This window comes from Streptomyces echinatus, assembly GCF_014203595.1.
Taxonomy (GTDB): domain Bacteria; phylum Actinomycetota; class Actinomycetes; order Streptomycetales; family Streptomycetaceae; genus Streptomyces; species Streptomyces echinatus.
This window is the reverse complement of sequence record NZ_JACHJK010000001.1, coordinates 86,430-99,396: the sequence shown is the minus strand read 5'-3', so window position 1 is coordinate 99,396 and position 12,967 is coordinate 86,430. Positions and strand designations below refer to the sequence as shown.

General features: G+C 73.7%; 9 protein-coding genes. 2 read left to right on the top strand and 7 right to left on the bottom strand.

From position 1 onward, the window contains the following. The first annotated feature begins 425 nt into the window (after positions 1-425). Entirely contained in the window at positions 426-1,247 is an 822-nt protein-coding gene (locus FHS34_RS00360) for a MerR family transcriptional regulator (protein ID WP_184958238.1), read from the top strand. Positions 1,248-1,310: 63 nt separating this feature from the next. Here the strand turns inward: FHS34_RS00360 and FHS34_RS00355 are convergent, their stop codons facing one another. From FHS34_RS00355 to FHS34_RS00325, 7 genes are all read right to left on the bottom strand, one after another. Continuing rightward, the gene (locus FHS34_RS00355) at positions 1,311-2,468 is read right to left on the bottom strand and encodes an SUKH-4 family immunity protein (RefSeq protein ID WP_184958236.1); all 1,158 of its coding nucleotides are present in this window, start codon (positions 2,466-2,468) and stop codon (positions 1,311-1,313) included. A 246-nt stretch (positions 2,469-2,714) separates the two neighbouring features. Next, a complete protein-coding gene (locus FHS34_RS00350) occupies positions 2,715-5,024 on the bottom strand; it encodes a xanthine dehydrogenase family protein molybdopterin-binding subunit (RefSeq protein ID WP_184958234.1) in 2,310 nt (769 codons plus the stop codon). Continuing rightward, a complete protein-coding gene (locus FHS34_RS00345; protein WP_184958232.1) occupies positions 5,021-7,321 on the bottom strand; it encodes a 2Fe-2S iron-sulfur cluster-binding protein in 2,301 nt (766 codons plus the stop codon). Before FHS34_RS00345 ends, FHS34_RS00350 begins: the two co-directional genes overlap by 4 nt. Then, positions 7,318-8,211 (bottom strand): FAD binding domain-containing protein, encoded by an 894-nt coding sequence (locus FHS34_RS00340; protein WP_184958230.1) that lies wholly within the window; start codon positions 8,209-8,211, stop codon positions 7,318-7,320. Before FHS34_RS00340 ends, FHS34_RS00345 begins: the two co-directional genes overlap by 4 nt. Before the next feature lie 254 nt (positions 8,212-8,465). Further along, a complete protein-coding gene (locus tag FHS34_RS00335) occupies positions 8,466-10,103 on the bottom strand; it encodes a beta-N-acetylhexosaminidase (RefSeq protein ID WP_184958228.1) in 1,638 nt (545 codons plus the stop codon). A gap of 210 nt (positions 10,104-10,313) precedes the next feature. Beyond that, positions 10,314-10,598 (bottom strand): DUF3039 domain-containing protein, encoded by a 285-nt coding sequence (locus FHS34_RS00330; RefSeq protein WP_030610517.1) that lies wholly within the window; start codon positions 10,596-10,598, stop codon positions 10,314-10,316. Positions 10,599-10,627: 29 nt separating this feature from the next. Next, positions 10,628-11,200: a YqgE/AlgH family protein gene (locus FHS34_RS00325; protein WP_184958226.1), complete on the bottom strand. Its 573-nt coding sequence runs from the start codon at positions 11,198-11,200 to the stop codon at positions 10,628-10,630. 279 nt (positions 11,201-11,479) lie between these two features. Here FHS34_RS00325 and murA point away from each other — a divergent pair, with 279 nt between their 5' ends. Then, the gene (gene murA, locus FHS34_RS00320; protein WP_184958224.1) at positions 11,480-12,820 is read left to right on the top strand and encodes a UDP-N-acetylglucosamine 1-carboxyvinyltransferase; all 1,341 of its coding nucleotides are present in this window, start codon (positions 11,480-11,482) and stop codon (positions 12,818-12,820) included. The last annotated feature ends 147 nt before the right edge of the window (positions 12,821-12,967 follow it).

Here is a 12,967-nt window from a genome sequence, read left to right as displayed (position 1 = left end):
CTGCAGAGCTCGGATCGACACACCCCGGAGGCATCCTGGCGCGCAGCCGATACAGATCGACACCTCCGGCAACTACCGTGCCTTGCTGGCTGGTTCAGCCACGACCCGTCTCAGTTTCCGTCTCATTCGTCGTCGTGCGTGGACGTCCGGAGCGGTTCAGTCGGCACCGGGGCCAACAAGGCTGCACGAGATTGAATGGCCATGAACGAGCCCGAATCACGCTCTTCTCAGCGCGGACAAACCTGCAAAGCGAGTTACGTGGGTTCGAATCCCGCCACGGCCTCTGCCTGCCTGACCATGCAGAACGAAAGGGCGGCACCCCGCGGGGGTGCCGCCCTCTCTGTGGCTCGGGTGGTCTCGGCGCGGCCGCGGGCGAGTAGTTTCTTGACCCTCACACCGTGTCAGGCGGTCGACTCGGAGGCGTCATGTTCACCATCGGAGACTTCGCCCGGCACGGCCGCGTCTCGGTGCGGATGCTGCGTCACTACGACGCCACCGGACTGCTGCGCCCGGCCCATGTCGACCCCTCGAGCGGCTACCGCCACTACACCGCCGCCCAGCTCGCCCGCCTCAACCGGATCATCGCGCTGAAGGACCTCGGCTTCACCCTTCAGCAGGTCCGGGACATCGTGGACGAGAAGGCCGGCACCGAGGAGCTGCGGGCCATGCTGCGGCTGCGGCGGGCCGAACTGGAAACCGCCGTGGCCACCGCGGAAGCGCGGCTGGTCCAGGTCGAGGCGAGGCTCCGAGCGATCGAGAGTGAGGGGCACATGCCCACCGACGACGTCGTCATCAAACACGTCCCCGCCGTCCGGGTCGCGGAGCTGACCGCGACCGCCGCGAGCTTCGCCCCCGAGGACATCGGACCGGTCATCGGACCGCTCTACGACGAGCTGTTCCGGCGCCTGGAGACCGCGGGGATCAGCCCCACGGGTCCCGGCATCGCCTTCTACGAGGACGCCCCGGAGGGCGGCGGCCGGATCACCGTCCACGCCGCCGTCCAGGTCTCCGCCCCGCTCCGGGACGGCGCCTTCCGCGTCCGCGACCTGCCCGCCATCGACGAGGCGGCGACCATCGTGCACCGCGGCTCGATGGACACCGTGCTGCCCACCGCCCAGACCCTGGCCCGCTGGACCGACGCGGGCGGCTACCGGTCCACCGGTTACCCCCGGGAGATCAACCTGGAGTGCCCGGAGAACCGCGACGACTGGGTGACGGAACTGCAGGCACCGGTGATCCGGGCCTGATCCCGGTCCCGGCGGTCCTGGGCCGGGGGACGGCGTCCGCCGGCCCAGGACCGGCGGGGTGGCTCAGAACACCCCGCCCGCCTCGTCCTGGAAGAGCTCCGTCCAGTAGTGCCAGGACGTGGCCGGCAGTGTGCCGGTGGGGTCCAGGGCGTTCAGGGTGTGGATCATCGCGGCCACCAGGTGGTCGTAGGCGTGTGTCGCCAGCTCGTGGCCGAGGTGGGCGTCGATCGTGCGCTCGTGGTGGATGAGCCAGAGGGTGAAGGCCAGGGTGGACACGTCGGTGTTGAGGGAGTGGAGCGTCGCGTCCGGCTCGCTGTACGTGAGCACCCTGCCCGTTCTGCCGTCGACCACCAGGCTGTTCTCCTCCAGCAGATAGCCGAGGCGGATCAGGTGGTCGCAGTGGGCCGGGAGGTCCGGGGCGGGTCGGTCGGGGTGCTCCTGTGCGAAGTACTCCCGCAGCGTCGGCAGGGGCACGTCCGTGTCGGCGCGGAAGAAGACCGCCTCCTCCGGCAGCCCCGTCCCGCGCAGGAAGCGGCGGGTCGGTTCGTGGGTGAGCGTCGCCGGGAAGTCGACCTCCTCGAAGCGGGCCACCCTGCCGTGCCCGAACTCCTGCTCCAGAACGCGCGCGGGCACGTCCAGGGTGAGGCCCGAGACCGTGCCGGGCCCGGCGATGAGGGAGAGCGGGCGGATCAGGGCCGCCGCCTTCCAGTACGGCGGGACCGCGCCGTCCGTGCCCTCCTCGAAGAGGGTGAGGAGGCGGCGGGAGGCCTCGGTCACCGTCTCGGGGCCGTACCGGCCCGCCAGCGAGGCGAATCGGCCGCGCAGGCCCGCCAGTTCCTCGGTGACCGCGGCGAAGCGCAGCAGCGTGTGCAGGGAGGGCGCGAAGGGGCGCGGGTCGGACGGGTCGAAGAGGTAGGCCGTCGTCAGCTCGCCCGTGGTGCCGTCGAGCAGGATCGACTCGCGCTCCCTGCCGGCCGGGGTGAGGAGTTCGCCTATCACCAGACGGCCGCGCAGTTCCTCCGCCACACGGAACGGGCCGTCGGCGGCGTCGGCGAGCGTGCGCAGGCCGTAGGTGCGCAGCGGGGAGAAGGTCAGCAGGTCGGTCTCCGCGGGCAGGCCGGCGCCCGTGAGCAGACCCCGTGTCGGCGCGTGCGTGATGTGGCGGCCGAGCTCCGCCTCGGTCAGCGTGATCGCCGGAAACTCGGCGTCGGTCGTGCCCATCGCTCCCCCGCGCTCTTCCCCGTGCGTGACAGGCGTGCGTACACCGTCGTACGGCGCCTCCCGGGCAGGTGCCCTCAACTGCTCGGCACACTACGCCGCCCCACTGACAACGGCCCGCACGGGAGAAGACGCCGGGCGGCACGCGCCCGTTGCGCGCGCGGCGCGCGCCCATTGCGCGTCCGACCGCCCACGGGAGGTGGAGCCCGCCGGACGCGACCGCCGGGGGCGGCTCGCCGGGCGGCGGGCTCAGCGGTCCGTGACCACCGCCGCCTGCGGGCGGATCGGGAGACGGTTGACCGGGCGGCCCGTGGCCGCGCGGACGGCGGAGGCGATCGCCGCCGGAGCCGTCACCACCGGGACCGCGCTGACCGACTTGGCGCCGAAGGGCGCCACCACGTCCCGTTCCTCGACCAGTTTCACGATCCGGATGTCGGGGGCGTCCAGGGCGGTCGGCAGAGCGTAACCGGTCAGGTCGGGGTGGCGGATCAGACCGCGGGGCGTACGGAGGTTCTCGGTGAGCGCGATGCCCACCCCCTGGGTGACGCCCGCCTCGATCCGGGCGGCCAGCTGGGACGGGTTGAGGATCCGGCCGACGTCCTGGGCGACCGCCAGCTCCACCACGCGGACCGAGCCCAGCTCGACGTCGACGTCCACCACCGCGCGGATCGCGCAGAACGCCAGGCCCACGAAGGCGTCGCCCTGCCCCGCCGCGTTCAGCGGCTCGGTGGGGTGCGGCCGGCACTGGGCCGTGGCCCACAGCTCCTTGCCCTCCAGCGCCTCCGTGACGGTGGTCGACAGCACGCCGTCGTACGAGGTGATCTTGCCGTCCGTGATCTGGAGCAGCTCCGTCGACATGCCGAACTTGTGGGCGAGCGGCTGCAGGAGCTGGGTGCGGACCATCTTCGCCGCCCGCTCCACCGCGCCGCCCGACACCCAGGTGTGCCGGCCCCGGCAGCCCGCGCCGGCCGACGGCTGGTCGGTGTCGACCGGCGCGACGTGGACCTCCTCGACGCCGAGCGTCTCCTGGACGATCTGCCGGGCCAGCGTGGTGAAGCCCTGGCCGGTCTCCACGGCCGCGCACAGCACGGTCGCGACGCCGTCCTGGACCTTGACCGTCGCCGTCGACACCTCGTCGGCGCCCTCCGCGCCGAGCATGTGCACCATGCCCAGGCCGTAGCCGACGCCCCGGCGCACCGCGCCCGGTTCGCCCGCTCCCTCCGGGCCGCCGGGCAGCAGCCAGTCCTCCTCGGGCGTGTCCTTCGGGAGGGCGGGCAGCGGGAAGTCGCGTACCGCCTGCACGAGTTCGGCGACCGGCGCCGGGCAGGTCACGGTCTGGCCGATCGGCAGGACGTCGCCCGTCGCCAGGACGTTGCGCAGCCGCACCTCCGCCGGGTCCAGGCCCAGCTTCTTCGCCAGCTTGTCCATCTGCGCCTCGTAGGCGGCGCACACCTGCATCGCGCCCTCGCCGCGCACATGGCCGGACGGCGGGTTGTTGGTGCGGACGGCCCAGCCCTCGATGAACGCGTTCGGGACGACGTACGGGCCACACGCGAAGGAGACGGCGGCGGCCAGCGCGTCGGAGGAGGTGTCGGCGTACGCGCCCGCGTCCAGCAGGATCTGCGCCTCCACCTTCACCAGCCGGCCCTCGGCGTCGGCGTGGTGGCGGTACCGCAGCAGCGTCGGATGCCGGTGGGCGTGGCCGAGGAAGGACTCCTCGCGCGTGGCGGTGAGTTTCACCGGGCAGCCGGTCCTGAGCGCGAGCAGGCCGAGCGGGAGCTGGAATCCCTGGTCCTCGCGGTCCGCCGTGGCGCCGGGCACCCCGGTGACGACGATCTTCACCCGATCGGGGGACAAGCCGTAGCAGGCGGCGGCCGTGTTGCGGTCGGCGTGCGGGTCGGTGGAGGCCAGGTACAGCTCCACCCCGCCGTCGGGGCGCGGCACGGCGAGGCCGGCCTCGGCGCCGATCGGGGCGGGGTCCTGGCGGCCGATGCGGTACAGGCCCTCGACGACGATCTCGCCGACCGCCTCCGGGTCGCCGTGGTGCAGCGGGATGTGCCGGATCAGGTTGCCGTCGGGGTGCAGCGGCTCGGCCTCGAAGGCCTGCTCCGGGTCGGTGACGGGGTCGAGCACCTCGTACTCGACGATGACGGCGGCGGCGGCCATCCGTGCCGTGTCCGGGTGGTCGGCGGCGACGGCGGCGATGGGCTCGCCGTGGTGCCGTACGACCTCGGAGGCGAACACCGGCCGGTCGGGCGTGCCCCGGCCGTGGCGGGGCGTGCCGGGCACGTCCTCGTGGGTGACGACGGCACGGACTCCGGGCATCTCGCGCGCGTGGGTGGTGTCGATGGACACGATGCGCGCGTGCGCGTGCGGGGAGCGCAGCACGGCCGCCCACAGCAGGCCCTCGGCCCACAGGTCGGCCGCGTACGGGAAGGTGCCCTCGGTCTTGGCGCGGGCGTCGGCGTGCGGCAGGGAGGCGCCGATGCCGTGCGGCAACGGGTCGGCCGCGGGGGCGGGTTCCGCGGCGGTGGTCGCGATGCCGGCTTCGTTGCTCACGCCTGGCCTCCGTCCTGGCCGTAGTGCTGGTCCTGCGGTCCCGGCGGCGTGCCGTACGGGTCCGGCGGGTCGCCGTACGCGCCGCCCTGGGTGTCGCCGTAGCCGTCGGGGGCGGTCTTCGGGGTGTCGAACACGCCCGGCGTGTCGAACGCCGACGGGTGGACGCCGCCGGAGCCGGGTCCCGCCTGGTGCGGGATCCGTGCCTCGTCCGCGTCCGTGCCGGGGCCGGCGTGGGACGCCTCGCGTTCGGCGACGACCTCCTTGACGGCCTCCAGGACGCCCCGGTAGCCCGAGCACCGGCACAGGTTGCCGCACAGGGCCTGGCGGGTCTCCAGTTCCGTCGGCGCCGGGTTGCCCTCCAGCAGGTCGTGCACGGTCATCGCCATGCCGGGCACGCAGAAACCGCACTGCACGGCACCGCACCGGGCGAGCGCGCGCTGTACGTCGGAGGGCCGGCCGTCCGCGGCCAGACCCTCGACCGTGCGCACCTCGCTGCCGGCCGCGGTGACCGCCGGGACCAGGCAGGAGGCGACCAGGCGGCCGTCGACCTGCACGTTGCAGGCTCCGCACTCGCCCTGTGAGCAGCCGTCCTTGGCGCCCGCGAGGCCGAGCCGTTCGCGCAGCACGTACAGCAGGGACTCGCCGATCCAGGCGTCGGTGACCGGCCGGTCGGCGCCGTTGACGCGCAGCACGTAGGAGGCGAGGGGGTGGTCGTCGTGCGACGGCAGCGGCACGGCGTCCGGTTCCCCGGCGCCTTCGGGGTCGGTCTCCTGGGCGGCCTCGTCCTCGGAGAGGGGCGCCTCGGCGGTCCCGGGTACGGCGGTCCCGGGTACGGCGGTTCCGTCGCGGGGCGGGGCTGCCGACGAGGCGCCGGCCGACTCGGGGTCAGGTGTGCCGGCCGTGGCCGCCGGGTCGTCCTGGGGCGCCGGGTGACCCGCCGTCACCGGGCCCTCGGGCGCCGCCGGGCCGGCCGTGGCGGCCGCTGTGGCGGGCCGGGGCGCGGCTGCCGGGTCGGCGGACCGCTCGTGGCCCGCGGAGGCGTCAGCGGGGCGCTCAGGGGTCTCGGCGAGGCCGTGGGCATCCGCTCCCGCCGCCGCGCCCGGCCCGGCCTGCGGCCGCGCCGCCGGAACGGGCTCCCCGGGCACGGCGGACAGGTCCGTACCGCCGTGCGTGTCACCGTCACCGGCGTCGGCGTGGCCCGCCGGGGCGCGACCGGCGTCGGCGTGCCCGGCCCGGCCGTCACGGACGTCCGGATAGCCGACCAGGCCGTCACCGGCGTCCGGGTGACCACCCTCGCCCTCGCCGTGACCCGCGTCCGCGTGGCCGGCGTCGGCGTGGGCCGCCCGGGGGTGAGCGTCGTCCGGGTGCTCGCCCTCGCCGTGACCCGCATCCGGGTGACCGCCCTCGCCGTGCCCGGCACCCGGGAAGCCGCCCTCGGCGTGACCCGCGTCCACATGGCCGTCCGGAAAACCGCCCTCGGCGTGACCCGCGTCCGGGAAACCACGGCCGGCACGACCCGCGTCCACGTGGCCGCTACCGGCGTGCCCCGCGTCGGCGTGCCCGTTCCCGGTGTGGCCCGCGTCGGTGCGGCCCGCGTCGGTGCGGCCGCTCTCCGTGTGGCCGGGGTCCGCGTACCCGGTGCCGTGGCCGTAGCCGGCCTCCGGGGCGTACGCCTCCGGGGCGGGGGCGCCGCCCGCCGGGTGGGCGCCGGTGTGGTCGGGCAGGTCGGTGTGGTCGGGGGCGGCCGGCTGGGCCGGAGTGCGGCCCCACGCGCGGCCCGCGCCGTCCGTCGCCCAGGGTGCCGGCGCGCCGCCGGGCAGCGTGGCCGGCGGGGTGCCGCCCCACTGCTCGACCAGCGAGGAGGTGGTGTACTCGCCCGACTCGTCCGGGAGATCGCCCCCGGCGACGGGGATGGACCACTGGCCGGTGACGTCGTGTCCCGGCGCGGCCGGTGCCGCGGGCTCCTCGAAGGTCCAGTGCTGGGTGGCGCCCGGCTGGTACGTGAACCGGTCGTCCGTGCCCTGCGGCTGGGCGGGCGCGGCGTTCGCGTCGGGCCACCGGCCGCCGCCGTCGGGCACGGGCCAGTCGTCGGGGGCGGCGTGCGCGGCCGCTATCCGCGGCGGCACGTAGCCGTGTCCGGGCGCGGCCAGCGGGCTGTCGCCGGCCAACAGGGCGTCGATCCCGCCCTCGGGGAGTTTGACGAAGGCGGTGGCGCCGTCGTCGTAGTCGCCCTGGGGCAGCGGGTTCCAGCGTCCGCCGCCCTGGGGCGTGCCCTCTCCGTGCTGGTCGTCGGTCACGACAGCGCCCTCCCCAGTGCTCGTCGGGCCAGCGCGGCGACAGTGCGCCGCAGGTGCAGTACGGCGGGCGGAAGCGGGCTCACCGAGCCGTCGGGCTCGGGGGCCGGGTCGGGGATGCAGGCCGCGGCGACGTACTCGCCGAAGGCGTGCAGGGCCTCCGGGACGAGGGCGCGGTCGTTGTCCCAGTCGATCAGCCCCGCGACCCACTGCTCGGCCTCCAGGGGCCTGAGCGGCATCGGCGCTATGGCCCCGACGGCACAGCGCACGCCGCGCCGGGCGGGGTCGAGGACGAGGGCCACGGAGGCCAGCGCGCGGCCCGGTCCGGTGCGGCCGGTCGCCTTCAGGAAGACCTGCGGGGCGTGCAGCAGCGGTACGCGCACGTAGCCGATGAGTTCGCCGCCGCGCAGCATCTCCACGCCGGCTAGCAGGTGCGACACCGGGATCTCCCGGCGGGCTCCGCCCGGGCCCGCGATGATCAGTGTCGCCTCCAGGGCGGCGAGCACCGGCAGCGCGTCCCCGGTGGGGGCGGCCGTGGCGATGTTGCCGCCGAGGGTGCCCGCGTTGCGGATGTGCGGCGGGCCCGCGGCGCGCGCGGCGGCGGCGAGCGCCGGGATCAGGGCCGCGAAGTCGGGGCGGCCCATGCGCGCGTGCGTGAGGCCCGCGCCGAGCAGCGCGTGGCCGTCCTGGTACTGCCAGCCGCGGATCTCGCTGATCCGGCCGAGTCCCACCAGCGCGGCGGGCCTGAGCTGACCGGAGTTGACGGCGGCCATCAGGTCGGTGCCGCCCGCGACGGGGACGGCGGTGGGCATGGCCGCTAGGGCCGCCACGGCCTCGTCCAGCGTCGTGGGCAGCGTGACGGCCTGCGCCGCCTGCGGTGCGTGCGTGGTCAAACCGGCTGCCCCTTCCCGCTGCCCCACCTGGTCCCGCCTGTGTTGCCGTACGGTACGTGCTGACAGGGCGGACGACGCAACTCTGGCACATCTTCGCAAGGCCCGAACGCGGGGGTCCGCTAGGAGGCATTCGCCCACCTCACCAGGGAGATGGTCCGTTTTCGCACGGCATCACCGGTACACGCGGATTGCCACTCTTCGGTGATCCTGCCGGGATTTTTCCGTTACCTGTTCGGGACGGCGGCCCGGTGCCGCTACCGGTTCGGGGGCGGCCCCTCGATCGGGCGGCCGAGCACGCCGGGGCGCTTCTGCCACGGGCGGGGCCCGGTGGGCGGCCGGTAGGCGACGCCGAGGGCGTCAAGTCGCCGGTAGTGGGCGGTCATCCGGCGTTCGAAGCCGGCGAAGTCCCGGTCCGCCGGGCCGGGCAGCGGGCTCCAGGCGACCTCGGCGAAGGCCGCGAGGCGGGGGAAGGTCTGGTAGTCCACGCGCGCGGAGTCCTCCATCACCTCGGTCCACACGTTGGCCTGGGTGCCCAGCACCCGTCGGGCCTCCTCCGCGGTGAGCCCGGCCGGCACCGGCTCGAACCGGTAGACGTCCTCCAGGGTGCGGACGAAGCCGATCGGTACGGGCTCGTCCTCGCCCGGGGCCTGACGGTGGTCCAGGTACACGTACTGCTCGGGGCACATGACCACGTCGTGGCCGGCCCGGGCGGCGGCGGCACCGCCTCCGTAGCCGCGCCAGGAGGAGACGGCCGCGCCCGGGGCGAGCCCGCCCTCCAGGATCTCGTCCCAGCCGATCAGGCGGCGCCCGCGCGCGGCGAGCCAGGTGTCGAAGTGCCCGATGAACCAGGACTGCAGCCCGTCCTCGTCGGTGAGGCCGAGGTCCGCGATCCGGGTCTTGGCGGTCACGGATTCGGTCCACTGCTCCTTGCGGCACTCGTCGCCGCCGACGTGGACGAACGGCGAGAACTCGGCGGCGTCGGCGGGGAACAGCTCCAGGACCTCCTCGAACACCCCCTCGTAGAACCGCAGGGTGGTGTCGGTGGGAGCCAGCACGTTGGCGGAGATGCCCCAGGTGTCCCAGACGGAGAGGGCGGCGGTGTCGACGACGTCGGCGTTGCCGAGTTCCGGGTACGCGGCGATGGCGGCCTGCGAGTGGCCCGGTACGTCGATCTCGGGGACGACGCTGATGTGCCGCTCGGCGGCGTAGGCGACGATCTCCCGGAGGTCGTCCTGGGTGTAGTGACCACCGTGGGGTTTCTCGTCCCACAGCGGTGAGGCCCGGTGGCCGATCTTGGTCCGCGCGCGCCAGGAGGCGGTCTCGGTCAGCCTCGGGTACCGCTTGATCTCGATCCGCCAGCCCTGGTCGTCCGTCAGGTGCAGGTGCAGGACGTTGAGTTTGTGCGCGGCCATCAGGTCCAGATAGCGCAGCACGCCCTCCTTGGGCATGAAGTGCCGGGCGACGTCGAGGAGGAGGCCGCGCCAGCGGAACCGCGGGGCGTCCGCGATGACCAGGTCCGGGACGCCGAGGCCGGTGTCCGGCCGTACGGGGGCGCGCCGGAAGGCGTCGGGGCCCAGCAGCTGACGCAGGGTCTGGGCGCCCCAGAACACACCCGCGGGCCCGCCGCCGCGGATCTCCACGCCCCGGCCGTCGACGGCGTCGAGCCGGTACGCCTCCGGCTCCAGGGTGTCGTCCAGGAGCAGCCGCACGGCATTGCGGGCCTCGGGCGGTCCCGGACGCAGCGGCAGGGCCAGGGCGGCGCCGAGCGTGGCGCGCAGCCAGCGCTCGGTGCGCTCCGTCCCCGGGCCGGCCCACAGCGTGGTGTCACGGTCGAGCGGCACGGTGGTCCGCGCCGGCCCCTCGATGGCGCGCGGCGCCGGAATCAGTTCCACGACATCAGCCCTTCACCCCGCACGACGCGTTGCGCGTCGTGCAACGACCTTTGCCTCATGCACAACGGATGCACGACGTCTCGAAGGCTAGGGACTGCGCCGGACCCCCACAAGAGGTCTGGACCAGTTGAAGGTCCGGGAACACGAAGGTCCCCGGCACGCGCCTGCCGCGCGCCCCGGGGACCTCACCACCACCGGGCGGGCCGGGACCTACTTGTCGCCGCCCTTGCCCTTGTCGTCCCCGCCGCTGCCCATGGACTCGTAGATCTCCTTGCACATCGGGCACACGGGGTACTTCTTCGGGTCGCGGCCCGGCACCCAGACCTTGCCGCACAGCGCCACGACGGGGGTGCCGTCGAGGGCGCTCGCCATGATCTTGTCCTTCTGGACGTAGTGGGCGAAGCGCTCGTGGTCACCGTCGCCGTGGGACACCTGTGGCGTCGGCTCTACGAGGGTCCCCGTACCAGTCCCGCGCTCGGGCTCAAGAGTGCTCATAACAGCCAGGGTACTGAAGCTCACAGGCATCAGTTGAGCGAAGGGTCGTCCGGGTACGTGGCGACCATCGCCAGCTCACCGCGCTGACGGCGCAGCACCTCGCGCCAGAGTCTCTCCGGGGCCGGCGAGGAGACGTCACCCGGCTCGGACTCGACGACGTACCAGGCTCCTTCCACCAGCTCGTCCTCCAGCTGGCCCGGACCCCAGCCGGCGTAACCGGCGAAGATCCGCAGGCTGCCCACGGCCGCGGCCAGCAGTTCCGGCGGTGCCTCCAGGTCGACCAGGCCGATCGCGCCGTACACCCGCCGCCAGCCGAGGGGGGCGTGGTCGCCGTTCGCGCCGCCCGGGATGACCGCCACGCCCAGCGCCGAGTCCAGCGACACCGGGCCTCCCTGGAAGACCACACCGGGCTCGCCGGCGAGATCGGCCCAGTCCTCCAGGATGTCGCCGACGACCACCGGGGTGGGACGGTTGAGGACGACACCGAGGGAGCCCTCCTCGTCGTGGTCGAGGAGGAGCACGACCGCACGGTCGAAGTTCGGGTCCGCCAGGGCGGGCGTGGCCACGAGCAGCCGCCCTGTGAGCGAGGACACCTCGGTCATGCCAGACATGATCCCGCATCTTCCCCCGGTGTGGGGACCCAATCGGGGGCGCCGGAGTGAACGCAGCTCAGAGCGCATCGGAGCGGGGCGGGCGGGCGCCCTCCCGCCCGGTGACCCCATGTGCCCGACGGTGAACGGTTCGTGTTGTGACACAGCTATGACGTGGCTTGGCGGCCCTTGGGCTTACGGGAGGGGGGTAATAGACGATTACCCTGTCTTCCCGGCCCCTGCGCACAGTGATCGGCCGGCCCCTGACCAACTCATCGGAACGCGAGATTCATGACCGTCAACGACGATGTCCTGCTTGTCCACGGCGGAACCCCGCTGGAGGGCGAGATCCGTGTCCGCGGTGCGAAGAACCTCGTGCCGAAGGCCATGGTCGCCGCCCTGCTGGGCAGCGAGCCGAGCCGACTGCGCAACGTTCCGGACATCCGTGACGTGCGGGTCGTCCGCGGCCTGCTCCAGCTGCACGGGGTGACGGTCCGTCCGGGCGACGAGCCCGGCGAGCTGGTGATGGACCCGACGCGCGTCGAGAGCGCCAACGTGGCCGACATCGATGCCCACGCGGGTTCCAGCCGTATCCCGATCCTCTTCTGCGGCCCCCTCCTGCACCGTCTCGGTCACGCGTTCATCCCGGGCCTCGGCGGCTGTGACATCGGCGGCCGGCCCATCGACTTCCACTTCGACGTGCTGCGGCAGTTCGGCGCGACCATCGAGAAGCGCGCGGACGGCCAGTACCTGGAGGCCCCGCAGCGGCTGCGCGGCACGAAGATCCGGCTGCCGTACCCGTCCGTCGGCGCGACCGAGCAGGTGCTGCTGACGGCCGTCCTGGCCGAGGGCGTGACCGAGCTGTCCAACGCGGCCGTCGAGCCGGAGATCGAGGACCTCATCTGCGTACTGCAGAAGATGGGCGCGATCATCGCGATGGACACCGACCGCACGATCCGCATCACCGGTGTGGACAAGCTCGGCGGCTACACCCACCGCGCCCTCTCGGACCGCCTGGAGGCCGCCTCCTGGGCGTCGGCGGCGCTGGCGACCAACGGCAACATCTACGTCCGCGGCGCCCAGCAGCGCTCGATGATGACGTTCCTGAACACCTACCGGAAGGTGGGCGGTGCCTTCGAGATCGACGACGAGGGCATCCGCTTCTGGCACCCGGGCGGCCAGCTGAAGTCCATCGCGCTGGAGACGGACGTGCACCCCGGCTTCCAGACCGACTGGCAGCAGCCGCTGGTGGTGGCCCTGACGCAGGCCACGGGCCTGTCCATCATCCACGAGACGGTGTACGAGTCCCGGCTCGGCTTCACCTCGGCGCTGAACCAGATGGGCGCCCACATCCAGCTCTACCGCGAGTGCCTGGGCGGCTCCGACTGCCGCTTCGGCCAGCGCAACTTCCTGCACTCCGCCGTCGTCTCCGGGCCCACCAGGCTGCAGGGGGCCGACCTGGTCATCCCCGACCTGCGCGGCGGTTTCTCGTACCTGATCGCGGCCCTGGCGGCCGAGGGCACGTCCCGGGTCCACGGCATCGACCTGATCAACCGCGGCTACGAGAACTTCATGGAGAAGCTGATGGAGCTCGGCGCCAAGGTCGAGCTGCCGGGCAAGGCGCTCGGCTAGCGGTCCGGGAACACCAAAGGGCGGCCCCCCTTCGGCGGAAGGGGGGCCGCCCTTTTCGGCGTCCTCGGCTGAGGCGCCCCGAAGGGGCGCGGGGAACTGCGCGATCAGCCGCAACGGACCCGCAGTCACCCACCGCGCTCTGTCGAA